We start from the raw sequence: 25472 nt of genomic DNA, 5'->3' as shown, positions 1-25472 counted from the left end.
CTTCCGAGCTATCGCGAAGAACTGATCGTCATTCCGGAACATGCATGAATCGACTTGTCAATCATGTTCCCGCTCAACGGGATCTCGCGCACGAGTGTTACATACGCACCGTTACGTTTTGGCGATGTTCAGAGCGAGGCTCGGTGTCCGGACCCGTGTTCTCGCCATCGCACTCGTCCCGAGCCTCGCGCTGCTCGTGATCGGTGTGGGTGGCGCGGGATACCTCGTGGTCGAGGGCAGAAACGCGCGCGATTTCGCGGACGCGCTCAATGACGCCACCCCGCTCACCAAGGAATTGGTGGGCGCGGTGCAGCAGGAGCGCCAGATCACGTTGTCGCAGCTGGCCGGCGGCGACGCCAATCCGAAAGGCTTGGCGCAGGCGCGATTGCGGCTGGACAACGCGCTGCGCGGCATCGCCAAGACCACTCCGGACATGGAGGAGCTCGGCCCCGACGGCGTCAAGGGCGATGTCGGCGGCTTCCAGACCCTGACCAAGGCGCTGGCGGGTGTGCGCACCCAGATCGACGGCAACGCTTTGCAGATGGCCGAGGCGTACAGCTTCTACGGCCATCTGCTCGACCTGGTGTCGGTCGGCACCAAGGCCGTCACGGGCGCGGCCCCGAACCCGGAGACCGCGGTCGAGATCGGTGAGACCCTCGAGATCGTCTCCGCCTCCGAAATGCTCTCCCGCGCCGCGGCGCTGGCCGAGGTGCTGATCAACAACGGCGTGCTGCCGCCGGAGCTGGCCATCGAATTCGCCCGCCTGGTCGGTGCCTACCGGGTGAACGTCGAAGCCCTGGTCGCCGACGAGGACAACAAGAACTCCGACTACGCCAAGGCGGTGACCGGCAGCCCCAACTGGACCAAGCTGGTCATGATGGAGAACTCGCTGCTGGCCCGCGCGATGGATCCCATCACCGCCGCGCCGGTCAAGGCCGGAACCACCCGTGAGCCCGCGCCTTTGACGTTCACCGACCAGGAGTGGCAGGAAACGGTCGCGCAGGTCAACAAGTCGCTGCTGGAATTCTGGGACGGGCAGAGCAAGTACGCGCAGGGCCTGGCCGCCGACGCCGCCGACCGCAATGCCACCGATTCGGCGCTGGCCGGTGCGGGCATGCTCGCGGTCTCGGTGTCCGCGTTCCTGGTCGCGCTGCTGCTGGCCAACCGGATCATCCGGCGGCTCAAGCGGCTTCGCGACCAGACCATGCAGCTCGCGGACGAGAACCTCCCGCAGATGATGGCCAAGCTGAGCGAAGGCCAGACCGTCGACGCCGCCGCCGAGACCCCCGTGCTGGACTTCGGCGCGGACGAGATCGGCCAGGTGGCCAAGGCGTTCACCCACGCGCACGCCGCCGCGGTCGAGGCCGCCATCACCGAAGCCCGCACCCGCGAGGGCGTGAAGGCGGTGTTCCTCAATATCGCCCACCGCAGCCAGGTGGTGGTGCACCGCCAGCTCGAGGTGCTCGACGAGGCCGAGTCCAAGCAGGAGGATCCGGCGTTGCTGGAGATCTTCTTCCGGCTCGATCACCTCGCCACCCGCGAACGCCGCAATGCCGAGAACCTGATCATTCTGGCCGGCGGGCAGCCGGGCCGGCAGTGGCGCAATCCGGTGGCGCTGGTCGAGGTGGTGCGCTCGGGTGTCGGTGAGGCGCTGGACTACACGCGCGTCAAGATCGCCCGCCTGCCCGAGATCGCCGTCGCCGGCACCGCGGTCGCCGACCTCGTGCACCTGGTGGCCGAGCTGGTCGACAATGCCGCCCACTTCTCGCCGCCGCAGTCGCAGGTCGAGGTGCGCGGGAATGTGGTCGGCAAGGGCGTGGCCATCGAGATCGTGGACCAGGGCATGGGCATTCCCGAGCCGGATATGGCGCGAATCAACGACATGCTGCGCAACCCACCGGATTTCGGCGTCAACACGCTGTCCGAGGATTCCCGCCTCGGCATGTTCGTGGTCGCCCGGCTGGCGCAGCGCAACGGTATCTCGGTGCGGCTCACCGAATCCGACTACGGCGGCGTGCGGGCCATCGTGCTGGTGCCGAACACGCTCACCGTGGCCGCCGGGCGCACCGGTGAGATCCCGGTGGTGCCGCGGCGACCCGAACCGGTCGCTCCCGAGCCCCGGCAATTGGAATCCGCGCGCCAGGTCATCGAGGCCCTGCCGCCGGTTCCGGCCGCCCCCGAATTCCCGGAGCGCCAGATGTCCTTCGAGACGCCACGGCCGTTCGAGCCGTTCAAATCGTTCGAGGCCCCGCGCAGTTTCGAGCCCGCCGAGCCCGAGCGCTACGAGCCGCCGGTCGATCCGAGGGCCGCCCGCGCGCAACAAGTTTCGGCCCAGCAACCGGAAATCGAGTTCCGCCCGCGCGAACGCGATCGCTCCCAGTACACTGGCTCCGACGTCCGGCCCGCGCTTCCGCGTAGGCGCCGGCAGGCAAGTCTCGCACCGGAATTGGCGCAGGAGAAGACGGCGCCCGAGGCGCCTGCCCAATCCTCCCGGACGGCCGAGCAGGCCCGAGACCTCATGTCCGCCATCGAAAACGGAACCAGGCAGGGCCGCCGGGCCGATCCCGGTGCTTTCGGGCCTGAGTCAGGTTCTTACTCAGACCGACAGGAAGGCGACGGTGACCACCTCCAACGCTGGTGATCTCAACTGGCTACTCGACGATCTGGTGGATCGGCTCGCGGGTGTCCGGCACGCCGTGGTGCATTCCACCGACGGATTGCTGCTGGGCCGCTCCACGGCCATGAGCCGGGAGGACGCCGAGCATTTCGGCGCCATGTCCTCCACGCTCTACGGTCTGGCGCGCAGCGCCGGCACCCGGTTCGACGGCGGCGGCGTGCGCCAGGCGGTCATCGAACTGGACCGGGCGGTGCTGTTCGTGACGGCCGCCGGCAGCCACGCCTGCCTCGCCCTGCAGGCCAGCGACTCGGCCAATCTGGGCATGGTCGCCTATGAAATGAACCTGACCGTGCAGCGGGTCGGTAACTATCTGTCCACCACACCGCGCCAGAACCTGGCCGGACAAGGGAATCCTCGATTGTCATGATGCCGCGGCCGGGGGAACACCAATGGTTCGATGACGCGGCCGGTCCGCTCGTGCGCCCCTATGCACGGACCGGTGGCAGGACCATGGGCGCGGGACACGATCTGGACATGCTGACGGTGGTGGTGGTGCCCAACGCCGCCCCGCCGCTGCGGCGTGTCGAACCCGAATACGCGGATATCGTGCGGCTGTGCCGCCTGCCGTTGTCGGTGGCCGAGGTTTCGGCCGCCATCCGGCTTCCGCTGGCGGTGACGAAAATCCTTGTCGGGGACCTCATCTCGGACAATATCCTCAACTTCCGCGCGCCCGTCTCCCCGGAGGCGGCGCCCGGTGACCTCAACATTCTGCGAGCTGTACTCGATGGCATCCGAAAACTTTGACAATGCGCGCCCGCTGGCCGCCTCGGTGAAGATCCTCATCGCGGGCGGTTTCGGCGTGGGCAAGACGACCATGGTGTCGGCGATCAGTGAGATCACTCCGCTGCGCACCGAAGAACTCATCACCGAAATGTCCACCGGCGTGGACGATCTGCGCGGCGTGGAGGGTAAGACCACCACCACCGTCGCCCTGGATTTCGGTCGTATCACCATCGACCAGAACCTGGTCCTGTACCTGTTCGGTACGCCCGGCCAGGACCGATTCTGGTTCCTCTGGGACGAATTGGCCCGCGGCGCCCTCGGCGCGGTGGTCCTCGCCGACACCCGCCGCCTCGAAGGCTCCTTCGCCGCGATCGACTTCTTCGAACGCCGCGGCGTGGCCTTCACCGTGGCGGTCAACTGCTTCGAAGGGGCCCCGCTCTACACCCCGGTCGAAGTACGCGACGCCCTCGACCTGGACGAGCACATCCCGGTCCTGCTCTGCGACGCCCGCGACCGCGGCTCGGCCAAGAACGTACTCATGACCCTGGTCGAGTACCTCATCGAGCGAGCCGCGGGCGGCGCTCGGGTATAGCCGGGCCTTTCCGCAGCGCGAGCGTGCCCGCACCGACTCTTCGGTGCGGGCACGCTCGTTTTCGCGTTTCAGGGCACTCCGCAATGCTCCGCCGGGACTCCAATATTTTCGTGATTGAATTATCATGATACTCCTGTCACGATATTCGAGAGGCGGGATTCGCCTCTCGGACAAGGGAGTTCTGTCATGGCGGCCAGCATCGAACGCGCACTCGGCATCGCGAATCAGCACCTGGTGAAGGACCCGAAGCGGGTCGCGGCGGTGCGGTCCGCGCCCCGGCCCGACAACGGCTTCTACGGGCCGGACTCGGTGACCTGGCGGATGATGGACCATCCGCTGAGCCTGGTGCTCGCCATTCTGCGCGGGGCCGTCGAAGTGCTGTTCGATCCGGCCGTGGCGGAATCGGTGTCGACGCACAGCGTGATGCGCACCCGTCCGCTGACCCGGGCGCGGCGCTCGATCACCTTCTTCCAGATGGCGGCCTTCGGCGACAGCGAATCGGCGATCCGGGCCGGGCGCACGCTGTACCGGGTGCATTCGCACATCAATGGGGTCGATCCGATCAGCGGACAGGAGTATCACGGCACCGACCTGGACATGGCGCTGTGGACGCACGCACTCGGGCTGGTCAGCATCGTCGAGTGCTACGCGCAGTTCGGCTCCGGTCTGACCCCGGCCGAACAGGACGAATTCGTCCGGGAGAACGTGCCTTTCGCGCAGCTGGTGGGCGTTGCACCGGAGAATGCGCCCCGGACGCTCGCCGAATGCCGGGCCATTGCCGAGAGCTGGTATCCGCGAATGGCCTTGGGACTCGAGGGCCGCGCCAATGTGGACTTCCTGCTCCGCTCCCCCGTCACCCCGGCCTGGCCGATGCTGGTGGCCAGTCCCGCGCTGCGCGTGGTGGCCGTCGCCTTCGCCCGCAATCTCGCCCCGGAACTGCGGGACATCGCCGGCTTCCACCCGTCCGAACTGAGCATCCGGCTGGCCGAGGCCGCCGTGCGCGCGGCCACCCGGTTGCTCGCCTTTCCCGGCCGCAGCGGGGCCGCCATGCTGGTCAGCCCCGAGGGTTACGGCATGATGCTCAATGCCTGGGACGCCGATCCCGCACTGCCGCTGGCGGATCCGGCCATTCGCGCCGACCTGCACCTGCGGGTGCGGCAGGCCGGGGCCGGATCGAAGTTCTCCGATCTGGAGCATTCGCCGTTCGTCCACGACCAGGCCGCCACCCTGGCCTGACGCCCGCCTCGCGGTGGCCGGGCTCGGCGCGGGCGGTCGGATATCCTCACCGGATGACCGCCGACGCCGAGCCTCTCCGCAAACGCGGCCGTCCCCGCGCCACCGCCGAGGAGATCGAAGCGCGCCGCCGGAAACTGGTGGTAGCCGCCTACGAGGTGTTCCTCGACAAGGGCTATCACGCCACCGTCATCGCCGACATCTCCGCGCACGCCGGCCTGGGCTTCGGCACCTTCTACAAGGCCTTCGACAGCAAACGCCAGATCCTCGACGCCGTCATCGATTACGGCGTCGACCAGCTGCTCGCCGAAATCCTCACCCCCGGCCTGGTCACCGACGCCACCACCGTCACCGAATTCGAAGACCAGTTCCGCACCGTCGGCTCCCGCATCAACACCGTGTTCGCCGAGCATCCGCGCCTCGCGAAATTCCTTGCCCTGGAAGCCACCACCATCGACGACGAACTCACCACCCGCTGGTTCGGCCTCGTCGACTACGCCACCTCCCTGGTCGCCGGCTATCTCACCCGTGCCGCCGATCAGGGCCTGCTGCGCCGCGACTTCGAGCTCGAGCACACCGCTCGCGCCATCGTCGGCATCATCCTCATGGGCATCCTCGACGCCGCCCGCGGCACCGGCTCCCCGAACCCCGACGCCTACATCCACTCCGCCGTCGCCATGATCACCGCCGGCCTCCGCTCGACCTGAGCACGCACCGAGTTTATTGCGGCTGGCCCGAGCGAGACGCGCCGCGATAGCAACCGGGGGTGGTGCCCATGACGGCGGTGAAGGCGGCGATGAAGCCGCTGGGGTTCGACCAGCCGCAGGCGTGGGCGACGCGGGTGGTGTCGTGGCCGGCCGCGAGGAGGACGAGGGCGTGGTGGATGCGGAGCTGGGTGCGCCACTCGTAGAAGGTCATGCCGAGTTCGGTGTGGAACAGGCGGCTGAGGGTGCGGGGGCTGGCGCCGACCTGCTGCCCGAGGTCGGCCAAAGGTGTGTTGTCGCCGGGGTGTTCGTACAGCAGGCGGGCGATGGCGCGGAGGCGGTCGTCTCGGGGTTCGGGGAGTTGTAGCGGCTGTTCGGGGGCTTCACGGAGTTCGTCGACGAGCACGCGGCGCAATCGCGCCCGGGCGGCGGGGTCGGCTTCGCGTTCGAGATTGCGTGGGCCCGTGAGGGTGAGCAGGAGTTCGCGGACCAAAGCGGAGGCCAGGAACACCGCCGGATGGTCCGGTATCAGGCGGGCCAGCGCCGGTGGGAGGAATTCGATTCGCATATCGGTGTGACCGTGCGCTCGGTGATAGTGCGTGAAACCGGCCGGTGTCCAGGCGATTCGGTTGGCAGGCACGATCGAGGTCCCGTGCTCGGTGTGTACCGACAGGACGCCACGGGCCGCGTACACTAGGTGCCCGCGGTCGTGGGCATGTGCCGAACTGGTGCCGCCGGACGGCCACAGATGCATCCCGCCGGAGGGCCACAGCCGGGAAGTGGTTGCCGCCGGGACAGGTTGGCGGGCATCGGGCATAACTTGGCTTTCTATCGGTGTTCGGCCACGGTGCTGCCCGACAAGAGTAGATGTCATGCGCGAGAACCTGAATACGACGATGCGAGCGGCGGTCTGCACCCGGGCGGGCGACCCCGAGGTGCTCGAGATTCACGAGGTCCCGATCCCGGCGGTGCGGGCGGGCTGGACATTGGTGCGGGTGCGCGCGACCGGGCTGAATCGATCGGAACTGCGGACCCGCCAAGGGCATTCGCCGAGCGTGGTCTTTCCCCGCGTGCTCGGCATCGAATGCGTGGGCACCGTGGCGGTATCGACCGATCCGGCGCTCCCCGAAGGCACGACGGTCGCGGCGGTGATGGGTGAGATGGGTCGCGCGTTCGACGGCGGCTACGCCGAATACGCCCTGTTGCCCACCACTCTGCTCATGCCGATCACCACCACCCTGCCGTGGGAAACCCTTGCCGCCCTGCCCGAGACCTACCTGACCGCCCAGGGCGCCCTGGACGCCTTGGGTATCGAACCGGATTCCAAGGGCCGGTTGCTGATCCGGGGCGGCACCGCATCGGTCGGCTTGGCTGCCGCGACGATCGCCGCCGCCGCCGGCCTCGAGGTCGCGGCCACCACCCGCCAGCCCGCCAAATCGAGCACGCTGACCGCCGCCGGAGTCACCCACGTCCTCCCCGGCTCACCGGCGCCGGACCTGCACGAGATCTGGCCCGACGGCCCGGACTACGTACTCGACCTGGTCGGCACCGACTCGCTGCCGGAATCGCTCCGCCTGGTCCGGCGTGGCGGAACCGTATGCATGGCAGGCTCGCTCAGCGGCTGGCTGATCCCCGGCTTCGAGCCGATCGCCATGATCCCGTCCGGCACCAGACTCACCGCCTTCCACAGCGACGACTACAAGGGCAGCGCGGGTGCGCCGATCTTGCAGCGCGTCATCGACCAGGTCGAAGCCGGGGCGTATCAGCCGAACCTGGATCGCGCCTTCGCCCTCGCCGATATCGCCGCTGCCCATCGATATATGGAGGAGAACCGAGCCACCGGCAAACTCGTCGTTGTGCCCTGACCGGTGACACCTAGTTGACGGTCGGCGTCAGTCCGCCGTCGATGCGCAGGTTCGCGCCGTTGATCGACGCCCCGTAGGGACTGGCCACGAACGCGACCAGCGCCGCGATCTCGGCGGGCTCGGCCAACCGGTCCGAAGGCGCGGCCAGCGGCCCGTCCAGCAGCATACGAGTCGCGGACTCGACGTCCGGCAGCCCGTGCCCGGCGGCGAATCGCGCTGTCAATTCCCGGAATCCAGCGGTGTGAGTGGGCCCGGGACTGATGGTGTTCGCGGTGACGCCGGTCGCCGCCAGCTCCTTGGCCAGGCTGACGCTGAGGTTCGCCAGCGCGGCCTTGGCGGCGCTGTAGGCGGCCCGATCGGGCAGCGGATTCGGGTTGGCGGCACTGCCGATCTGAATGATCCGGCCGTAGCCCTGCGCGCGCATTTCCGGGGACAGGGCGCGGATCATGCGCACCGCCGATCCCACATTCATGTCGTAGAGCGCGAGCCAATCCTCCGCCGCAGCGGATTCCCAACCGTCCGTGCCCAGCCCGCCGGCATTGTTGACCAGGATCTCGATCCCCCCGAATGCAGCCGCAGCCTGGTGGGCGACCGAGCTCGCGGCCTCGTCGTCGGAGAGGTCACCGAGCGCGACGGCCGCGCTACCACCCTCGGCGACAATGCTTTCCACCGTCGCCTCGGCACGTTCGGGGTCGCGGCCGTGCACCACGACCGCGACCCCCTCCCGCGCCAGTCCGTGGGCAATGGCCTGCCCGATACCGCTCGTACTACCCGTGACCAGGGCACGCTTGCCCCGCAATTGCATATCCATGATTGCCGAAGTCCTTTGTGAGAGATCGCTTTCAGAAATAGCTTTGGCCAAAGCCATTGCCCAGAAGGTACGCTCGAACCATGCTCGTGTCCAGAGATGACCGTTCCAGCTCCGCTCCACCGGAACCGCCACCGAGCCCGCAGGATTCGGTCGACCGCTTCGTAGACGCCTGGAGCCGGATCGATCCGGAGCTCGATCTTTCGCCGCTGTCGGTGGTGCAACGCCTGGGCCGGGTCCGCCGCGCCCTCGAAGCCGAAATCGAAGCCACCTTCGCCGAATTCGGCCTCAACGGTCCCGACTACGTGGCGCTGGCGACCCTGCGGCAACTCGACGATCCGAACGGCGTCCCGCAGCGCCGGCTCATGCGCGAACTCGGCCTCACCTCGGGCACCATGAGCACCCGCGTGGATCGCCTTGCTGCACAAGACCTGGTGACCTGCACTTCCGATCCGCGAGACCGCCGCAATACCCTGGTCGCGCTCACCCCGGCCGGCCGTGCGCTCATGGATCGCGTCACCCCGGCCCACGTACGCGGTGAGGACCGCATGCTGGCCGCCTTGGATCCGCGTCAGCGCGAGATGCTCGCCGGTCTGCTCCGGCAGTTGCTCGTGTCCTACGAGGGTTCGGTGAGCGGTCCCGAATCACCCCGGCTGGGAATGACATTGGCGTCGGCGCATCGAGCCATGGACGCGCGCCGGGCGGTCGGCCTGCCCGAGGTCACGGGGCTGCTGGTCAAGGCCGTGGATCGCGACGGCCGCGCGGATCGGGCGGGGATCCGGACCGGAGATGTGCTGGTGCGCGCGGGCGGGCTCGAACTGCGATCGATCGGGGCGCTGCACGCCGCCCGGGACGCGGCGGCCGGCGGAGCGCTGACGATATCCGGAATCCGGGGCGCCGACGCCCAGTTCGAAGTGGCACTCGACGTCGCAACTGCCGCGAGTGACCCGTACACCGGTATCGCCGTCGCCGAAATCCATCAGGTCTGAGTCCGGAAACGGGAACGGGCGGCTCCGGAAACCGGAACCGCCCGACGCTTTCGATCCGTGCTCAGTCCAACTCGACGTCGCCGAAGTCGCTGATCCAGCGATGCGGCGGACGCGGCGCATTGGGCTCACCCGGCCGCGTCACCCCGATGGCGGACCAACCGGCCGCCGCCGCGGCATCCACCTCGTCCGGATGATCCGACAGGAACAGGATGCTCTCGGCCGGCACCCCGATCGCGCTCGCGATCTTCTCGTACGACGAGGCTTCCCGCTTCGGCCCGGCGGTCGACAGATCGAAATGGCCGCTGATCAACGGCGACAGATCCCCGCCGCGCGCGAACGCGAACCAATCCTTCTGATTGCGAACCGAACCCGACGAGTAGATGTACAGCTCCAGCCCGGCCGCCCGCCACGCCCGCAGCACCGGCGGGACATCCGGGAAGAACTCACCGAACAGCGACCCGTTGCGGAACCCCTCGGCGCAGATGATGCCCTGCGCCGCCTTGAGTGGTTCGGACTTCACATCGGTGTTCAGCCAGTCGATGAGGATCGCGGCGACCTCGGCCGCATCGGCGTCCGGCCGCCCGGCCTGGACCCGAGTCGCCTCGATGATCGGCGCCCCCGCATCGCCCTGATGCTCGGCCAGCCACTGCGGCAATCGATCCCGCGTGTACCCGTACAGCTCCTCCCGCACCGAACTGGTCGGGCTGGTGGTGCCTTCGATGTCGAGAACGATCGCCTTGATCATGCCGCGGTCAACTCGTCGAGGGTCGGGAAACCGCTCGAGATCTTGTCACCGGTGAAGTCGCCGATCCAGCCGTCCTCCTCCTCGAAGAACCGCACGGCCACGAACTCCGGCGTGGTGCCCATGTCGAACCAGTGCAGGGTGCCCGCCGGCACCGACACCAGGTCGCCCGCGGTGCACACGGTCGCCAGCACCTCGTCACCCAGGTGCAGGTAGAAGCAGCCCTGACCGGCGGCGAAGAACCGCACCTCGTCCTCGGCGTGCCGGTGCTCGTCGAGGAACTTGGTGCGCGCCCCGGCGGCCTTGGCGGGCCATTCCGGATCGGACTCGTCCGGGTGGATGCGGGCGACGTCGATGAACTTGTAGCGTCCGTCGGCATTCAATGCATCGATGCGCGACCGGTATTCGGCCAGCAGGTCCTCGGTCGAAGTGTCGCCGGACAGCCCCTCGAGCAGCGGCCAGCGTTCGAAGGTGATGCCGCGCTTGCCGAGCTCGGCGGCGATCTCGGCGTCGTCGCTGGTGCGCAGCTTGACGTCGGCGGCGTCCTGATCGTTCATGATCTGCAGCAGAGTCATCGTGGTTCCTTTCTCGGAACTAATTGTCGCCCACCGGAATCTCACGGTGCCCGGTCAATGTGGTCAGTTCGCAGATGCCTTCGAGGCATTCCGCACGGTCGCGCGCCTGCGCGAGGCTCTCGCCCCACGCGGTGATGCCGTGCCCGGCGATGAACAGCACGGGCGGGGCATCGGGATGCTCGGTCAGGTACTTCTCGATGTCCTCGCCGATGCGCGGCACGTCCGCGTGATTCGGGAACACCGGAATGTCGATGGCGTCCGGGCGAATTCCGCCCAGGCCCTTGATCAGCTCATATCCGGAGAACCGCACGGTCTGCACGTCGGCACTCGCTGCACCGATGGACAGCGCGGTGGCGTGTGGCGGGTGCACGTGCACCACGGCCTCGCTGCCGCGCGTGCGGTAAACGGCGGTGTGGATGGTGGTTTCGGCCGACGGGCGGCGGCCGCCGGAGCGCACCGGCCGCGAGTCCGAGACGGCGACGGTGACCGTATCGGTCTCGGTCAGCTCGCCCTTGGACAGTCCGCTCGCGGTGATGACGGCCGTATCGCCCTGGCGCACCGAGATATTGCCCGCGGTGCCGGGCATCCAGCCGTTCGCGTACAGATTCCGCGCGATGGCGGCGATCTCCCGCCCGGCCCGCAATGTTGCACCGTGTGCATGTCCGGCCAGTTCGGCGGGCGGTACCGCGCCGTCCGCGGCGGCGGCATCGACGAGCACGCCGTTCTCGGTGACGACCGCCGTCACCAGCTCGCCCGGCGTGACATCGAAGGCCGGGTTGAAGGTCTGTGTGCCCGCGGGAGCCGTTGTGACGCCGCCGAATCCGGTCACCTCGGCGGCCGCGCGCTGCTCCACCACGATGTCGCTGCCGCGCGCCGTCGAGATGTCACGTGTCGATTCGGGGGCGACCACGATGAACGGGATTCCGTGATGCTTGGCGGCCAGCGCCAGCATGTAGGTGCCGATCTTGTTGGCTACCGCGCCATCCGCGGTGATGCGGTCCGCGCCGACGATGACCGCGTCCAGGTTCTCGGTGGCCATCGCCCAGGCAGCGGCGGAATCGATGGTGAGTCGGTGCGGGATACCGGCTTCGGCCATCTCCCACGCGGTGAGTCGCGCGCCCTGCAACAGCGGGCGGGTCTCGTCCACGATCACCTCGGCGAGCTTGCCGCGCTGGTGCAGTACCCGCAGCGCACCGATCGCGGTGCCCCAAGCGGTGGTCGCGAGGCGGCCGGTATTGCAGTGCGTGAGCAGGCGCAGAGGCCGATCCGCGCACAGCTGCTCGAGCAGATCCGCCGCGTGTGTAGCCGCCGCGAGATTGGTGCGCCCGTCCTCGGCCTGCATTTCCAGCGCTTCGTCCAGCACTGCCTGCACGCCCTCGGGCAGCTTGCTCAATGCGCGCTGCACACCCCAGGCGAGGTTGACCGCGGTGGGCCGGGCATCGGCGATCCGCGTCGCCTCGGCAGTCACGGCCGCCGTATCCACGACTCCGTCGGCGCTGTTGGCGAGCGCGGCGATGACCACACCGAACGCCCCCGACACCCCGATCGCCGGCGCGCCGCGAATGGCGAGCGTCTTGATCGCATCGATGACCTGATCGACCGTGGTGATCCGCAACTCCCGCAATTCCTGCGGCAATGCCCGCTGGTCGATGGTGACCAACGCACCGTCGTCCCACACGATCGAACTCTGATCCATCTAGGTTGTGTCCTCTTGACGCAGGTAATGGGGAGGCCGCCCGCCGGATGCGGGCACACGCCCACCGTATCGAACCCGGATCGCCGCGTGACCGGCAGGTTTCGGATCACCGGAATCCGAATCCCGAGGCGAACGGTCTGTCATCTCGTCGCCCTGTCCATACCGAAGTACCATTCCGGTATGGCTAGAGCGCGTCGCACCCGCAAGATCACAGTGTCGATGCCCGAGGAGATAGCCGCCACCCTCGACGATTGGCGCGCCACCGGCCGCATCGAATCCATCTCCTCCTTCGTGGCCGAATCCGTCCGAGCCCGGGTCAATCGCACCGAATCCCTCGCCAGACTCGAGAACGCGCTCGGCGGCCGCCCGCCCCTCGACCTGATCAACCGCGCCCGCGCCGTGCAGGGGCTACCCCCCTTACCCGATAAGGAGGATCCCGGCGACCACGCCGGCGCGGCATGACCACCGCCGGCTCCACGCTGGGAGGCGTCGTCTTCGACACCGCCGCCCTCACCGCCTGGGCGCACCGAGTCGCCTACGTGCAATCCGTGGTCTGGGCTACCGCCGATGCCGGCCACACCATCATCGTCCCCGCGACCGCCCTCGCCGCCGCCCGGGCGCTCATCCCCTCCGGGCGTCTCGACATTCTCGCGGTGCTGCTCGATCTGCCCAATACGGTCATTCAGCCGTTGGATCGCCCGGCCTCCGATCATCTCGGGGCCGCGTTGGCCGATCGGCCCGATGCCGACGCGCTCATCCCCGCCGGTCACGCCACCATCGAAGCGGTCAGTCGGGACTGGCCCTGTCTCACCGACCGTCCCGATACCCTCCGCAAACTGGACCCGCGGGTTCAAACCGACATTCTCCCTTAGGGATTCGGCCCGGCTCGTCGGTCACGCGCGGTCGTGCAGGGTGATGCGGTAGCCGTCGGGGTCGGCGAAGGTGAATGTGCGGCCGAACGGGCCGTCGATCGGTTCGGCGACGATGGTGTGCCCATCTGCCGCCAAGGCATCGTGGATGGCCTGAACGTCCGTGGCGTGCAGCCAGATCGCCGCGCCGATACCCGGATATGCCGCCGATGCGAGGTCGGTGCCGGGGACGATGTCGCGCAGCGCGAACGCGATCGGCTTCGTCTCGAACACCACGGCATGCGGCGGTCCGGCGGGTGAGCGAACCAGGCCCAGGTACTGCTCGTAGAACGCCTGCGAGGCATCGAGATCGCGCACCTGCAGCGAAATGAAATCGGGACCGATTGCGGGCATTGTCCTGCTCCTTCAACGTGTGTGTCAGTTTTCTGACATGCCCAAGGCTATGTCAGAATACTGACATGAGTCAAGAAGGCGTCGGCGTAGACCTGGACACATCCCTCGGCTACCTGCTGAAAGAGGCGTCCAGCGCCCTCCGCGCAGCCATGGAGGAAGTGCTGCGCCCGCTCGGCATGAACGTCACCCACTACGCCTGCCTCGAACTGCTCGCCCAACGCCCGGGCCTGTCGAACTCCGAACTGGCCCGCGGGGCCTTCGTGACGCGCCAAACCATGAACGTCCTGCTGCAAACCCTCGAACGCGAAGGTCACGTCACCAGGCCCGCCGCCGCCCCCGTCGGCAAAGTCCTCCCCACCCGCTTGACCTCCAAAGGTCGCCGCCACCTCGAAAAAGCCACCGCCGCGGTCCGATCCGTCGAGCTCAGAATGGTCGCCGACCTCACCGGCGCCGAACAGGCCGACGCCCTGCGAATCCTGCGCACCATGACCAACGCCCTCCGGGCCAACCCCGCCTAACTACTGGGCGGCGGCGAAAACCCCACCGGCCACTTGGTTTTCGCGTCGTACCGCACCCCGTCGAACTGCACCCCCGTCAGCGTCGCCCCGGTGAGATCCGCACCATTCAGCGTCACCTGCCGCAACGTGGCCCCGGTCAGATCGGCCTCACTCAAATGCGCCCCACTCAAATCCACATTATGAAACTCGGCCTGCCGCAAAACCGCCCCCTCCCACCCAGACCCATCGGCGGCACAATTACCGATCCGCGCCCCCTCGAGATTCGAATGCAAGAAACTCGCCCGAGTCAACCGCAACCCCGACAGCACACTCCCCCGCAAACTCGACCCACCCAACTGAGCATCCCCCAGATCGGTATTCGAGAACTTCACGGTAGTCAAATCATTCCCACCCAACTCCGCAAACGCCAACGAAGCCCCACTGAAATCGATATACCCCACCCCCCGACGCTGCAACCGCACCCCCTCCAAACAGGTATAACTCAAATCCACCGCCTCATCAGCAAACTCCCCCAAATGGTTATACCGAACAACCAACGCCACCGCAGCCTTGAACTCCTCCCCCAACCGCGGCGGATTCAACGAATCACTCCCCCTCCCAGCACAATTCCGCGCCGTAATCACCACCCCCGGAACCCCACTATGATCCTGCTCCCGCAAAAACGCCGCCACCACAGAAACCACCTTGAACCGATCCCCCGGAAACTCCCCAGCAATCTGATCCAGCGAATAAATCGCTCCCAACCGCCCCTGAGCCGTGGAATCCGCACCCCCAAGCACCTCCGCAGCCCGCGCAAACCGCTCCACAGCCTGCTCTCGCCGCACCAGCTGATACTGCTGCCGACTGGACTCCTCGGCGAGCCGTAAACTCTGCGCGCCATACAAAACCGCAGCAATCGCTGCCATCACGGCAACGAACGGCAACACCCGCCCGACCCACCCCGGCGAAGCCCACCCCCGCACCGCTCCCACCACCCGCGTACGCCACGGGCGTCCCCCAGACGGCCGCTGCAGGCGCATCGCACGCCCCCGTCCAGCCAACGGCGGCCGCCGCCGAGTGCGATTCGATCTCACCTATCGATCATCTTGTGCCACACCGACTTGCGCAGCCTTATCGAACGACCGGCGCCGCCCCCGACCTCCAGTCATCCACCCGCCGCCGAATATTCCCGACCATCGGAAGCCCATCGATCTCCTCCGGCGCGAACCAAGCCACCTCGGTCGACTCGTCGGACACCGCAATCGACCCCCCAACCGGCCTGCCCAACAGGCAAATCGAGAACTCCTGCCGCACCTCACCATCGTCATACGCGAACACATGCCCCGGATCGGTATACGTCCCCACAATCCCGACGATCTCGATATCGATCCCGGTCTCTTCCTTGGTCTCCCGAACCCCACACCCCGCCAGCGATTCCCCCAACTCCATCTTCCCTCCCGGCAACGCCCACATCCCGTTGTCCACCCGCCGCTGCAACAGCACCCGGCCGGACTCGTCCACAACGACCACGGATGCGGCCGGCACCAGGCTGTTCGGGGGCGGCGCGTCCGGATCGTTCTCGTAGTCACGCCTTGTCATGCGATCCGACCTCCCAAACGTTCCGGCCTCGGGACCAGAGTTCGTCGACATGCTCGGAGAACCGATCGAACATGCCATCCGGATGTTCGCGCCGCAAATGGAACATGGGCGAGTCGTGACCAACGCGCCGCGCAAGGATCGGCGTCATGATCATGTCGCTGTCGAATCGAAACACCGACAGGTTGACATGACCATCCGAGAATCGCGCTTCGACACTGTCGACATCCTGCAGCTTTCGCAGCTCGGCGAGTGTCACCGCGATACGAGTGGAGAGCGTGAGCGGGACGTTCTCTTCACGCTCACGCGCCAAGGTCGCCGCACTGGCCGGATCACCGACGAGAATCCGAATTCGACAGCCTGCCAGTGCTTTTCGCCTGAGCAGAGCAGCCAGGTTCGCCTGCTCCAGCCAGAGGAAGTAGTTGGTGTATCCAGCGAAGGTGAGATCCTGCCTGGCATTCGTGATCAACGACCGCCACAGGGAAGCCGGGGCGGCGGATCGATATGGGAAGACCTGAACCACTTCTCGATCCGGGCCGACCTTGAGGGTTCGTTGGACAGCTGCAGGCCACAAGTCTGCTTCCTCCGCTTGTAGGTGTTCGCAGACCGCCCAGCGGTGACGGGCGTGCGGGACACGCGATTCATTGGTCACCCACCGAGTAACCGTTTTGACGTCGACGCCACACTTCTCGGCCAGTTGCTGCTCGGTGACCTTCGCCTTTGTCATCGCTTGTCGCAGGCCCTGATTCATCTTCCTCCTCAGCCGGGGGACGTATCAGACCTTAGAACTCGGACGTCCCAAACGTCCTGGAAACGAGGTAGGAACGCCCCTTCGCTTGATCGACGCTGGTAGTGGCAGTTGCGGGCTGGACAACGACAGGACACCGGTGGCGATCACGGACGACGGAAGGATCGGGAGATGGCTTTGACCGAAATCCAGGCGCGGGTGCTGGGTGTTCTAATTGCGGTCCGACCCGACTCGGCTATGACCGTCCGGGAGCTTGCGGCAAAGCTCGAGCTGACGGCAGGGACGGTTCGCCGCGCGTTGTGCAGGCTTGCTGGTTCCGGCCTCGTGCTGAGTTCGCCGCACAGTCCTGCCAATTGGAGGGTCACTGTGCGGGGGCGGCTGGTGGCGAAGGATCCGGTCTATCGGGAGTTTCTGTCGATCGCCGAAGCCGAAGGGCAACCTGCGCACTGGTTGCAGTACCACGACGGGCAGTGGGCACCGGTTTGGTCTGACGGGCGTGTGGGAGATCCGGTCAGAGACGGCTTTGCAATATCTGCCAAGCCTCCGTCAGTGGGAGCGACTTTCCCTGCTCGCTCGGCACGATCGTCACCCCGTATCGGCTGAGGTTGGCCAGTGCCGCCTGGATCGGTGGGAAGCTCATCTGGGCGTCGCTCGAATAGGGAACTGCGACAATCGGTTTTCGTAGGCCGACTGCCTCGACGAGCAGGCCGAGGGGAAGTGTGTCTGAGATGCCCGCGGCCCACTTCGCGGCCGAGTTGCAGGTGAGTGGGGCGACGATCATCGCGTCGGCGGGTGGGAGTAGGTCCGGTGTGCCGGGTTGCTTGTATTCGCTTCGAACCGCCCAGCCGGTCTTCGCTGATAAGTGGTCGGTATCGATGAAACGGCGGCCTGATGGGGAGGCGACGACGCAGACGTCCCAGCCGGCGGCCTGCGCCATTTCCACTAGCGCCTCGATCTCCGGTGCTCTCGATGAGCCGGTGACGATCGCGTACAGGACCGGCGCTCCCTGGTCATTCATACGCTAAGCATGAGTTATCGGAAGAGACTGCCTGCGTGGGGCGGTCGGTTTTGATACGGTGCGCCGAGAGGTGTGCTGGGCAGGGATTGGATTTCGTCATGGGGATCAGCGTTATCGACCGCGGGAACTATGACGACGACCGGCAGCCGAATGTTTCCGTCGCGGTTTCGGTGACGGTGAATGTGAGTTCGCAACCGCTGCACCAGGAATCGAGTTACACGGTCTCGGCGTCACCGCCGCAGGAGGAGTACCCGCCGCTCGCGCTGGTCACCTCCCAGCCGGTGTCTTCCAGCCCGAACGTGGTCATGACCTTGGACGGCGGCAACCTCCCGTCCCGGCTGGAGTTCGCCAACGACTGGAGCAGCCGGGTCCCGGCGAAAGAGGTCGGCCGCGAACTGTACGACGCTTACTCGCAGGCCCTGTCGGAACTCGGCGGCCGCCACTCGGAGGCGTACGTCTCCTCCCGCGGCTGGTCCCTGACCCCACGCGAGCAAGCCATCATGCTGCTGGAAAGCTCCACCTGGCACAAATACTGCCGAGTCCAGGACGAATTGCTCTCCGACGGCGACTATCTCGTTCGCGGAGCCGCCACCCAATACTCCAAAGCCGTCGTCGCCGTCGCGGGGAACCGCGAGTCGATCCATTCGATCACGGTCTCCCCGCTCTGGCACGGCTGCGCCTACCCCAACGCCATCGAAGCCGAAATCCTCTGGTGCGCAGACCGAATCCGCGCCATGCGCCCCAAATTCAGTGCCAAACGCGACTGGACCCGCTACTCCGACGCCGAAATCTTCGAACTACACCGCCGCCACCGCCACCAGCTCATCGGCGAAAGCGCGTACTGAGGGGCTCAGTTGAACATGCCGGGTTCGTAGGTGCCGGCGGGGACTCGGGCTATTACGTTCAGGCGGTTGAAGGTGTTGATGAGGGCGATGGCGGCTATGAGGGTCGCGGATTGTTCTTCGTCGAAGTGTTTGCGGATGGCGGACCAGGTTTCGTCGGAGACGCCCTGGTGGGTGTCGGCGAGGCGGGTGCCTTCTTCGGTGAGGGCGAGGGCGGCGCGTTCGGGGTCGGTGAAGACGGTGGCTTCGCGCCAGGCGGCTACCAGGTTGAGGCGGGTGGGGGTTTCGCCGCCGGCCGCGGCGTCCTTGGCGTGCATGTCCACGCAGAAGCCGCAGCCGTTGATTTGGCTGGCTCGGAGTTCGACCAGTTGCAGGAGGTTTTCGGGGACGTTGGATTGGTGGAGCAATTGGGCCGCGCCGACGATTCGTTTGTAGAGCTTGCCGCCGATGTCGGTTGTCATCAGGTTCATGCGGGGTTCCATGGGGTGTCCTTCGGTCGGGTGCCGCGTGGGGCGCGGCATCGGTACCTCATGAAGACACCGCGGACTTCGCGGGTGTGACAACCGACTTCGCGGCCGGGAACTATCGAGCGGCGGTTCCGTCGGCGACGAGCGCTCGGTGGCGGCGTTGTTCCAGCTCGATGAATCCGTCGATCATGGTGGTGTAGACCTGCTCGACCAGGTCGGGCGCCACACCGTGCTCCTCGGCGAGCTCGCGCAGGCGGACCATCATGCGGGCGCGGCGGTCGGGTGCGCGGACCTCGTCGGGATTGCGTTTGAAGGTGGCGGCGCGGAAGACCAATTGCTGCCGGGCGCCGAGCAATTCGACGATCCGGGCATCGATGGCGTCGATCTGGGTGCGGACTTCTTCGAGAGACATGAGCCTCGATACCTTTCGATTCGAGGCTGCCCGGCGCGCATCAGCCGGCGGATGTGGCGTACGGCTGCTGCTACCAGGCAGCCGATACGCGTGCGCGAGTCAGGGCTGCCGGAACTCCGGCCACCACCACGACTGCGACATGAACATCACGCCAGGATCAAACCACACACCCGATAGCGGTGCATCACGGCGGGTCGATCAAACGCCCAGAGCAAGGGTCACGTTGTGCCCGCCGAAGCCGAAGGAATTGGTCAGAGCGTACCGGAGCTGTTGCAGGCGTGGAGATTTCGCGACCACATCCAATTCGATGCCGTCGTCGTGGTGTTCGAAGTTCAGCGTGGGCGGGACGATCTGCTGCCGCAGTGCCCGCAGGGTGAGGATGGCTTCCAGCGCACCGACCGCACCGATGGAATGACCCAGCGCGGATTTCGGCGCGTACACCGACGCCCCGGGCGTGACAGCGGTGATCGCCTTGGCCTCGGAGATATCGCCGATGGGAGTGCCGGTGGCGTGCGCGTTCACATGGTCGATATCGGCCGCCGAAAGCCCCGCCGTCGCAATGGCCTTGCGCATGGCCCGCGCCGCACCATCACCATCGGGCGCGGTACCGGTGATGTGATAACCGTCCGAAGTGATCCCGGCCCCGAGAACCCGCCCCAAAATCTCCGCACCACGCCCCCGCGCATGAGCCTCGGACTCCAGCACCAGCAGCGCCCCCGCCTCCCCGAACACGAACCCGTCCCGATCCCGGTCGAAAGGCCGTGAGGCCCGCTCGGGTTCGTCATTACGCGTGCTCATCGCCCGCATCATCGCGAAACTCGCGATCGGCACCGCGTCGATATGCCCTTCCACCCCGCCCGCCACCACCACATCGGCCTCCCCGGTACGGATCAACCGCCACCCGTGCGCGATCGCCTCCGACCCGGACGCGCACGCCGAAACAGGCGCATACACCCCGCCTTTCGCACCGATCTCCAACCCGATGGTGGCCGCCGACCCGTTCGGCATGACCATCGGCACCGTCATCGGCGGCACCTTCCGATAACCCCCGGCCCGCATCGAATCCACCGCGTGTACCAGCGATTCCCCGCCCCCGAGCCCGGTCCCCACCGCCACCGCCAGCCGTTCCGGATCGACCGACGGCTGCCCGGCCTCCGCCCACACCCGCCGCGCCAGCACCAACGCCAGCTGCTGCACGAACGACATCCGCCGCTGCTCGATCCGCGTCAGCTGCTCCCCCGGCGGCGCGACCAGCTTCCCGCCGATCCGCACCGGCAGGTCGTGCTCGGTGACGAACGAATCGGTGAGCGCGCGAATCCCGCTGTCCCCGGCCAGCAATCGCGCCCAGGTCGTGTCCAGGTCCGCGCCCAGACAGGTGGTCGCGGACATCGCGGTCACCACCACACCCGTTTCTGTACCACTTGTTACACCCATGCCGACATGGATACCTGTACCAACCGCTACAGTCAACCTGTGCCCAGACCCCTCGACCACGCCCGCCGCGCCGACCTGCTCGCCGGCGTCATCGCCTATATCGCCGAATACGGCCTGGCCGAACTGTCCCTGCGCCCGCTGGCCGACTACCTCGGCACCAGCTCCCGCATGCTCATCCACTACTTCGGCACCAAGGAGCAGATGCTGGTGTCCGCCTTGGAAACCCAGCGCCCCGATATCGCCGCACTCTTCGGCGACGTCGATTCCGCGCACATGCTGCGCGCCCGCCTCGCCGGATCGTTCGAGGTCAATACCGCGGGCACGGGCGCAACCAGCCTCCGAGTCCTGCTCCAGGTGCTCGGCGCGGCCGTCGTCCCCGGCAGCCCGTTCCAGTCGTACGCCGAATCGGCCATTCACGTCGTGGTGGACGCCCTCACCGAGGCCCTGCGCCGCATCGACCCCGATATCGCCGATCCGCAGGCCGCCGCCACCCTGCTGGTCTCCGGCGTGCGCGGCCTCATTCAGGACTGGTGGATCACCGGCGACACCGATCGCGTCACCCGCGCCGTCGACCTGCTGGTCGCCCAGGCCATCCGCTAGCCACTGACTACGCTGCTGGAATGCAGACCGAGCAGCGGCTGATCGACACGGTGGCGTGGGTGCGGATAGAACACGGCAAGATCCTGTGCGCCCGCCCGCGCGGCAAGGACGTCTTCTATATCCCGGGCGGCAAAAGGGAAGGCGCGGAATCGGATCTGGAGACCCTGGTCCGCGAGATCCGCGAGGAACTGACCGTCGAGCTGACCCCGGCGTCGGTCGCACACGTCGGCACCTACGAGGCCCCGATCCCGGACGCGGTCGTCCGAATGGCTTGCTACACCGCCGATTACCTCGGCACCCTGGCCGCCAGCAGTGAGATCGAAGAGGTCGCCTGGTTCACCTACGCCGACCGCGACGAGGTCCCGCCGGTGGACCAACTCCTGTTCGACGATCTTGCCGCCGCCGGCCTCCTGTCCCCGCTAACTGAAACAAGTTGTTGACCCCTACCGAGGGTTAGGCGTCGAGACTCTGGCCTGAATGTAGAACATGTTCTAGTGTGGTGGGCACAACATTCCAGTGCCGGAAAGTTCAGAGGAGCCCACTGCACCATGCGTACCGAGATTTGTGATCGCCTCGGCATCGACGTACCGATCTTCGCCTTCACCCACTGCCGCGACGTCGCGGCCGCGGTGAGCAATGCGGGCGGCCTGGGCGTGCTCGGCGCTGTCGGCTTCACCGCGGAACAGCTCGAAGTGGAGCTCCAGTGGCTCGACGAGCACGTCACCGGCGTGTACGGCGTCGACCTGGTCATCCCCTCCAAGTACGAGGGCAAGGGCGTGGACGGCCTGTCCCCCGAGGAGCTGGAATCCAAGCTGGGCGAGCTGGTTCCGCAGGGCCACCGCGACTTCGCCGAGAAGCTGCTCAACGACCACAATGTCCCGCACCTGCCGCCGGAGGAGCACCACAACCAGCTGCTGGGCTGGACCGCCACCACGGTCGCCCCGCAGATCGAGGTCATCCTCAAGCACCCCAAGGCCAAGCTGGTCGCCAACGCCCTGGGCACCCCGCCCGATGACGTGATCAAGCAAATCCAGGACTCCGGCCGCCTGATCGGCGCGCTGTGTGGTTCGGTCAAGCACGCCCTCAACCACAAGAACGCCGGCCTGGACTTCGTCGTCATGCAGGGCACCGAGGGCGGCGGCCACTGCGGCGAGGTCTCCTCGGTGGTGCTGTGGCCGCAGGTCATCGACGCGATCGGCGATATGCCCGCCCTGGCCGCCGGCGGTATCGGCAACGGCCGTCAGGTCGCCGCCGCCATGGCGATGGGCGCGGCGGGCGCGTGGACCGGTTCGCTGTGGCTGACCGTCGAGGAGGCCAATGTGCCGCCCGCGCAGATGCAGACCTACCTCGATGCCACCAGCCACGACACCGTGCGCTCGCGGTCCTGGACCGGCAAGCCCTGCCGCATGCTCAAGAACGACTGGACCGAGGCGTGGGAGCGCGACGACACCCCGAACCCGCTGCCCATGCCGCTGCAGATGATGGTGGCCCTGGACGGCGTGAAGCGCGGCCACCGCTACCCGGAGCAGGCCAAGGACGTGAACTTCAATCCGGTCGGCCAGGTGGTCGGCCTGATGAACAAGGTCGAGCGTTCCGCCGATGTGGTGCAGCGCCTGATCACCGAATACCTGGAGGCGTGCGAGCGCCTCAACAAGCTCAACAACGCGTAGCCCTCGGATCCTCGGGCGCGTCGTACGGGCGCGCTACGGTGGGATGATGGCGAACCTACAACCGGCAGTGCGGTCCGCGTATTACGCGGTGCTCGCACTGCCGGTTGCTTTCGCGCCCACCGGGGTTCGCGCCCGCGTGACGCGCCGGACCCTGCGCATTCCCTTCGCGTCGAACTCCCCCGGCTGGTTCCGCGCCGCCGCGCACACGGCGCTCGCCGCGGCGATCGGACTGGTCGCCTGGTTCGCGGTCTTCCTGGCCCTGGTGGCGGCGGTGCGCGGCATCGCCTACCCGCTCGTCGCGGCGGGCGATTACGAACATTCCTGGGGCGGCCCCACTTTGGCGGGCGCCTGGGCGGTGCACGCCCTGCTCGGCGTCGGCATGCTCCCGCTCTGGTTCCTGCTGCTGGCCGGAATCGGCATACTGCAAAGGCAACTCGCACGGCGGTTGCTCACCCGCACCGGACCGTGGTGGCCGGTGCCCGTCGCGGCGCTGGCTTTCCTCGGCGCAATCGCGTTCTTCATAGCCTGGCTGCATCAGATCTGACGACTCGCCGGGCGGTTCGCCGCGCCACGCCGAAATCCGCTGTGACTCCGTTGTTCTCGATCTTGACGAAGCTCACTATGTAAGTAACGCTGTGTTCGCCGTGGACCGAGTGGTGTGAGACCCGTCTCCGAACCCGCGGCGTAACTTGCTGTTTCGGGTAGTGGATTGCGACGGTGGTCGGGATATGTTGCAGAAGAAGCCGTCAAGCCTCACCAAGATGCTCGGAGCCATCGGCTCGGGCCTCTTCGTCATCGTGCTGATAGTCGTCGCCGCGCTGCTGAACAAATCGGGCGATTCGTCGAAAACGGTCCCGGGCCAGACCAATCCGACCGTGGCGGGCTCGGCCACCGAGGTCAAGGCGCTGCTCGGCAAACTCAAGGTCGCCGACGAATTGCCGATGACCGGCTACAGCCGCGAGCAGTTCCCGCACTGGGACACCAACAAGCCCGAGCACGGATTCGGCGACCAGTACGCCCAATACAGCAAATGCACCACGCGCGAGGTCATGCTGCTGCGCGATGCCTCCGGCTCGGTCAAGCTCGATGCCGCCACCTGCAAGTTCACCATGGGCAAGGACGGCGGCTGGCAGGACCAGTACGGCGTGCCGGACAAGAAGACCAACGGCCTCAAGCCGTACAAGTTCATCACCGACTCCGCCGGCGTGGACGTCGATCACATTGTGGCGCTGGCCGAAGCGTGGCGTTCCGGCGCGGCCAAGATGGACGAGGACACCCGCCGCAATATCGCCAACGACGCCATCAACCTGGCCGCGTCCGACCCGACCGCCAATCGCTCCAAGGGCGACCAGGACCCGTCCACTTACCTTCCGCCGGGCAATTTCCGGTGTGGTTATATCGCGCACTACCTCCAGGTGAAAGTAAAGTACGGCCTGAACGTCGATTCCAAAGAGCAGACCGCACTGAAGACAGCCGTGCAGGACTGCGTCGATAGAGGAGGGTTCAAGTAGACGCCATCGTCGAGATCCACAGCGCGGCAGCCGTGATGACCCAGGAGGAGGGCACGGTTTCCGGAGCTCTCGACGTGAAGCTGGACCCGACCGGCCACGGCCTGGTCCGCTACCGCGGCACCGCGACCTGGTACACCATCGGCAATCTGGACGACGAGGAACCCCGCACCTGGGAAGCCGTCGAGGACCTGGCGGCCGCCATCGAGAAGGACAGCGGCGCCCGCGACAGCTTCGGCAATGTGGTGGTCTTCGAGGCCTGAGACCCGATACGAAAATCCCTGCCACGCGATCGCGGCAGGGATTTTTCCCGTTTCGGTTACTTCTCGGCCGCGCGCAACGACTCCGCGCGCAGTCGCACGCCTTCGGTCATGCTCCCGAACCCCTTGCGCAGCGCCCCGCCCAGCAGTCCGCCGACCACCGGGCTCAACGGCCCCTCGAGCTGGAAGTGCGAGTCGTACCGCGTCTTACCGTCGGCCAGCGCGGTCACCGTATGCGACCGCTCGCTGCGCAACACCCCCAGCGGCGCCGGCTTCATGGCATAGCTGAACTCTTTGCCCGGGGTGTGGCTGCGGATGTACTCCCGCTGCGCCTTCGGGTTCGGCCCCACCAGCCGCACCTGCATGTCGATCGGCGTACCCGGTTCCAAGGTGGTCGAGCAGGCGGGCACGAAGGGGTTCCACTCGCCGTAGCTGTCCACGTCGGTGAGCACCTGCCACACCAGATCGCTGGGCGCGTCGATCTCCACGCTGTAGTCGATGACAAAGGTCATGAGGGCACAATACTGACACCCGTTCCAACCCCGCATCCGGGC

At 66.9% G+C, this 25472-nt stretch carries 33 protein-coding genes; 19 read left to right on the top strand and 14 right to left on the bottom strand.

The window, feature by feature from the left end; genetic code table 11:
- Positions 1–124: 124 nt before the first annotated feature.
- The 6 genes from LTV02_RS10705 to LTV02_RS10680 all read left to right on the top strand — a co-directional run bounded on the left by LTV02_RS10705 (position 125) and on the right by LTV02_RS10680 (position 5932).
- Complete coding sequence (locus tag LTV02_RS10705; RefSeq protein ID WP_233039845.1) at positions 125–2641, top strand: sensor histidine kinase; 2517 nt, start codon at positions 125–127, stop codon at positions 2639–2641.
- Entirely contained in the window at positions 2619–3044 is a 426-nt protein-coding gene (locus LTV02_RS10700; RefSeq protein ID WP_067708857.1) for a roadblock/LC7 domain-containing protein, read from the top strand. Before LTV02_RS10705 ends, LTV02_RS10700 begins: the two co-directional genes overlap by 23 nt.
- A complete protein-coding gene (locus tag LTV02_RS10695) occupies positions 3044–3421 on the top strand; it encodes a DUF742 domain-containing protein (RefSeq protein WP_067708855.1) in 378 nt (125 codons plus the stop codon). The genes LTV02_RS10700 and LTV02_RS10695 overlap by 1 nt, the downstream gene beginning before the upstream one ends.
- Positions 3402–3992 carry a GTP-binding protein gene (locus LTV02_RS10690; protein ID WP_067708853.1) on the top strand — a complete coding sequence of 197 codons (591 nt, stop codon included), beginning with the start codon at positions 3402–3404 and terminating at the stop codon, positions 3990–3992. Before LTV02_RS10695 ends, LTV02_RS10690 begins: the two co-directional genes overlap by 20 nt.
- Positions 3993–4178: 186 nt before the next feature.
- Positions 4179–5228, top strand: a complete 1050-nt coding sequence (locus tag LTV02_RS10685) for an oxygenase MpaB family protein (protein WP_233039844.1) — start codon at positions 4179–4181, stop codon at positions 5226–5228.
- A 53-nt stretch (positions 5229–5281) separates the two neighbouring features.
- Positions 5282–5932, top strand: coding sequence for a TetR/AcrR family transcriptional regulator (locus LTV02_RS10680; protein ID WP_233039843.1), 651 nt, complete (start codon positions 5282–5284; stop codon positions 5930–5932).
- 13 nt (positions 5933–5945) lie between these two features.
- Here the strand turns inward: LTV02_RS10680 and LTV02_RS10675 are convergent, their stop codons facing one another.
- On the bottom strand, positions 5946–6569 hold the full coding sequence (locus tag LTV02_RS10675) for a helix-turn-helix transcriptional regulator (protein WP_233039842.1): 624 nt from the start codon (positions 6567–6569) through the stop codon (positions 5946–5948).
- 232 nt (positions 6570–6801) lie between these two features.
- Between LTV02_RS10675 and LTV02_RS10670 the strand changes: the two genes are divergently transcribed.
- Positions 6802–7794 (top strand): zinc-binding dehydrogenase, encoded by a 993-nt coding sequence (locus LTV02_RS10670; protein ID WP_233039841.1) that lies wholly within the window; start codon positions 6802–6804, stop codon positions 7792–7794.
- 10 nt (positions 7795–7804) lie between these two features.
- Here the strand turns inward: LTV02_RS10670 and LTV02_RS10665 are convergent, their stop codons facing one another.
- The gene (locus LTV02_RS10665; protein ID WP_233039840.1) at positions 7805–8605 is read right to left on the bottom strand and encodes an SDR family NAD(P)-dependent oxidoreductase; all 801 of its coding nucleotides are present in this window, start codon (positions 8603–8605) and stop codon (positions 7805–7807) included.
- A gap of 80 nt (positions 8606–8685) precedes the next feature.
- Here LTV02_RS10665 and LTV02_RS10660 point away from each other — a divergent pair, with 80 nt between their 5' ends.
- Positions 8686–9591, top strand: coding sequence for a MarR family transcriptional regulator (locus LTV02_RS10660; RefSeq protein ID WP_233039839.1), 906 nt, complete (start codon positions 8686–8688; stop codon positions 9589–9591).
- Positions 9592–9652: 61 nt separating this feature from the next.
- On the opposite strand, the gene mtnC is transcribed toward LTV02_RS10660, so the two are convergent.
- The 3 genes from mtnC to mtnA are packed head-to-tail and all read right to left on the bottom strand — an operon-like array spanning position 9653 to position 12604.
- Positions 9653–10336 (bottom strand): acireductone synthase, encoded by a 684-nt coding sequence (gene mtnC / locus LTV02_RS10655; protein WP_233039838.1) that lies wholly within the window; start codon positions 10334–10336, stop codon positions 9653–9655.
- Entirely contained in the window at positions 10333–10908 is a 576-nt protein-coding gene (locus LTV02_RS10650) for a 1,2-dihydroxy-3-keto-5-methylthiopentene dioxygenase (protein ID WP_233039837.1), read from the bottom strand. The genes mtnC and LTV02_RS10650 overlap by 4 nt, the downstream gene beginning before the upstream one ends.
- 19 nt (positions 10909–10927) lie before the next feature.
- Entirely contained in the window at positions 10928–12604 is a 1677-nt protein-coding gene (mtnA, locus tag LTV02_RS10645) for an S-methyl-5-thioribose-1-phosphate isomerase (RefSeq protein ID WP_233039836.1), read from the bottom strand.
- Between the two features lie 180 nt (positions 12605–12784).
- On the opposite strand from mtnA, the gene LTV02_RS10640 reads away from it, so the two are divergent.
- Together LTV02_RS10640 and LTV02_RS10635 are read left to right on the top strand one after the other, a co-directional pair.
- Positions 12785–13066, top strand: a complete 282-nt coding sequence (locus LTV02_RS10640) for a ribbon-helix-helix domain-containing protein (protein ID WP_233039835.1) — start codon at positions 12785–12787, stop codon at positions 13064–13066.
- Entirely contained in the window at positions 13063–13476 is a 414-nt protein-coding gene (locus LTV02_RS10635) for a hypothetical protein (RefSeq protein WP_233039834.1), read from the top strand. The genes LTV02_RS10640 and LTV02_RS10635 overlap by 4 nt, the downstream gene beginning before the upstream one ends.
- 21 nt (positions 13477–13497) lie before the next feature.
- On the opposite strand, the gene LTV02_RS10630 is transcribed toward LTV02_RS10635, so the two are convergent.
- Positions 13498–13866 carry a VOC family protein gene (locus tag LTV02_RS10630; protein WP_233039833.1) on the bottom strand — a complete coding sequence of 123 codons (369 nt, stop codon included), beginning with the start codon at positions 13864–13866 and terminating at the stop codon, positions 13498–13500.
- Between the two features lie 65 nt (positions 13867–13931).
- Between LTV02_RS10630 and LTV02_RS10625 the strand changes: the two genes are divergently transcribed.
- Complete coding sequence (locus LTV02_RS10625; protein WP_233039832.1) at positions 13932–14384, top strand: MarR family winged helix-turn-helix transcriptional regulator; 453 nt, start codon at positions 13932–13934, stop codon at positions 14382–14384.
- Here LTV02_RS10625 and LTV02_RS10620 read toward each other — a convergent pair.
- From LTV02_RS10620 to LTV02_RS10610, 3 genes are all read right to left on the bottom strand, one after another.
- Complete coding sequence (locus LTV02_RS10620) at positions 14381–15289, bottom strand: pentapeptide repeat-containing protein (RefSeq protein WP_233039831.1); 909 nt, start codon at positions 15287–15289, stop codon at positions 14381–14383. The genes LTV02_RS10625 and LTV02_RS10620 overlap by 4 nt on opposite strands.
- A 205-nt stretch (positions 15290–15494) precedes the next feature.
- Entirely contained in the window at positions 15495–15962 is a 468-nt protein-coding gene (locus tag LTV02_RS10615; protein ID WP_233039830.1) for an NUDIX domain-containing protein, read from the bottom strand.
- The gene (locus LTV02_RS10610; protein ID WP_233039829.1) at positions 15949–16710 is read right to left on the bottom strand and encodes a DUF5919 domain-containing protein; all 762 of its coding nucleotides are present in this window, start codon (positions 16708–16710) and stop codon (positions 15949–15951) included. Before LTV02_RS10610 ends, LTV02_RS10615 begins: the two co-directional genes overlap by 14 nt.
- 168 nt (positions 16711–16878) lie before the next feature.
- On the opposite strand from LTV02_RS10610, the gene LTV02_RS39600 reads away from it, so the two are divergent.
- Positions 16879–17310: a MarR family transcriptional regulator gene (locus LTV02_RS39600; protein ID WP_408639351.1), complete on the top strand. Its 432-nt coding sequence runs from the start codon at positions 16879–16881 to the stop codon at positions 17308–17310.
- Here the strand turns inward: LTV02_RS39600 and LTV02_RS10605 are convergent.
- Positions 17219–17725: a flavoprotein gene (locus LTV02_RS10605; protein WP_233039828.1), complete on the bottom strand. Its 507-nt coding sequence runs from the start codon at positions 17723–17725 to the stop codon at positions 17219–17221. The genes LTV02_RS39600 and LTV02_RS10605 overlap by 92 nt on opposite strands.
- Before the next feature lie 98 nt (positions 17726–17823).
- Between LTV02_RS10605 and LTV02_RS10600 the strand changes: the two genes are divergently transcribed.
- The gene (locus LTV02_RS10600) at positions 17824–18570 is read left to right on the top strand and encodes a hypothetical protein (protein ID WP_233039827.1); all 747 of its coding nucleotides are present in this window, start codon (positions 17824–17826) and stop codon (positions 18568–18570) included.
- A 5-nt stretch (positions 18571–18575) separates the two neighbouring features.
- On the opposite strand, the gene LTV02_RS10595 is transcribed toward LTV02_RS10600, so the two are convergent.
- The 3 genes from LTV02_RS10595 to LTV02_RS10585 all read right to left on the bottom strand — a co-directional run bounded on the left by LTV02_RS10595 (position 18576) and on the right by LTV02_RS10585 (position 20880).
- Entirely contained in the window at positions 18576–19049 is a 474-nt protein-coding gene (locus LTV02_RS10595; RefSeq protein WP_233039826.1) for a carboxymuconolactone decarboxylase family protein, read from the bottom strand.
- Positions 19050–19149: 100 nt separating this feature from the next.
- The gene (locus tag LTV02_RS10590; RefSeq protein ID WP_233039825.1) at positions 19150–19446 is read right to left on the bottom strand and encodes a chorismate mutase; all 297 of its coding nucleotides are present in this window, start codon (positions 19444–19446) and stop codon (positions 19150–19152) included.
- Between the two features lie 198 nt (positions 19447–19644).
- Positions 19645–20880 carry a KasA/KasB family beta-ketoacyl-ACP synthase gene (locus tag LTV02_RS10585; protein ID WP_233039824.1) on the bottom strand — a complete coding sequence of 412 codons (1236 nt, stop codon included), beginning with the start codon at positions 20878–20880 and terminating at the stop codon, positions 19645–19647.
- 39 nt (positions 20881–20919) lie between these two features.
- Here LTV02_RS10585 and LTV02_RS10580 point away from each other — a divergent pair, with 39 nt between their 5' ends.
- From LTV02_RS10580 to LTV02_RS10555, 6 genes are all read left to right on the top strand, one after another.
- Positions 20920–21480, top strand: coding sequence for a TetR/AcrR family transcriptional regulator (locus tag LTV02_RS10580; protein ID WP_233039823.1), 561 nt, complete (start codon positions 20920–20922; stop codon positions 21478–21480).
- 20 nt (positions 21481–21500) lie between these two features.
- Positions 21501–21920, top strand: a complete 420-nt coding sequence (locus LTV02_RS10575; protein WP_233039822.1) for an NUDIX hydrolase — start codon at positions 21501–21503, stop codon at positions 21918–21920.
- A 108-nt stretch (positions 21921–22028) separates the two neighbouring features.
- Entirely contained in the window at positions 22029–23150 is a 1122-nt protein-coding gene (locus LTV02_RS10570; protein WP_067708790.1) for an NAD(P)H-dependent flavin oxidoreductase, read from the top strand.
- A gap of 46 nt (positions 23151–23196) precedes the next feature.
- Positions 23197–23694, top strand: coding sequence for a hypothetical protein (locus LTV02_RS10565; RefSeq protein ID WP_233039821.1), 498 nt, complete (start codon positions 23197–23199; stop codon positions 23692–23694).
- Between the two features lie 184 nt (positions 23695–23878).
- A complete protein-coding gene (locus LTV02_RS10560) occupies positions 23879–24661 on the top strand; it encodes an HNH endonuclease family protein (protein ID WP_233039820.1) in 783 nt (260 codons plus the stop codon).
- A 35-nt stretch (positions 24662–24696) separates the two neighbouring features.
- Positions 24697–24921: a hypothetical protein gene (locus LTV02_RS10555; RefSeq protein ID WP_233039819.1), complete on the top strand. Its 225-nt coding sequence runs from the start codon at positions 24697–24699 to the stop codon at positions 24919–24921.
- A gap of 56 nt (positions 24922–24977) precedes the next feature.
- Here LTV02_RS10555 and LTV02_RS10550 read toward each other — a convergent pair whose 3' ends face one another.
- On the bottom strand, positions 24978–25430 hold the full coding sequence (locus LTV02_RS10550) for an SRPBCC domain-containing protein (RefSeq protein ID WP_233039818.1): 453 nt from the start codon (positions 25428–25430) through the stop codon (positions 24978–24980).
- Positions 25431–25472 lie beyond the last annotated feature (42 nt).

Origin of the sequence: Nocardia yamanashiensis (assembly GCF_021183565.1) — a bacterium.
Lineage (GTDB): Bacteria > Actinomycetota > Actinomycetes > Mycobacteriales > Mycobacteriaceae > Nocardia > Nocardia yamanashiensis.
This window is presented reverse-complemented; position numbering and strand designations above follow the sequence as displayed.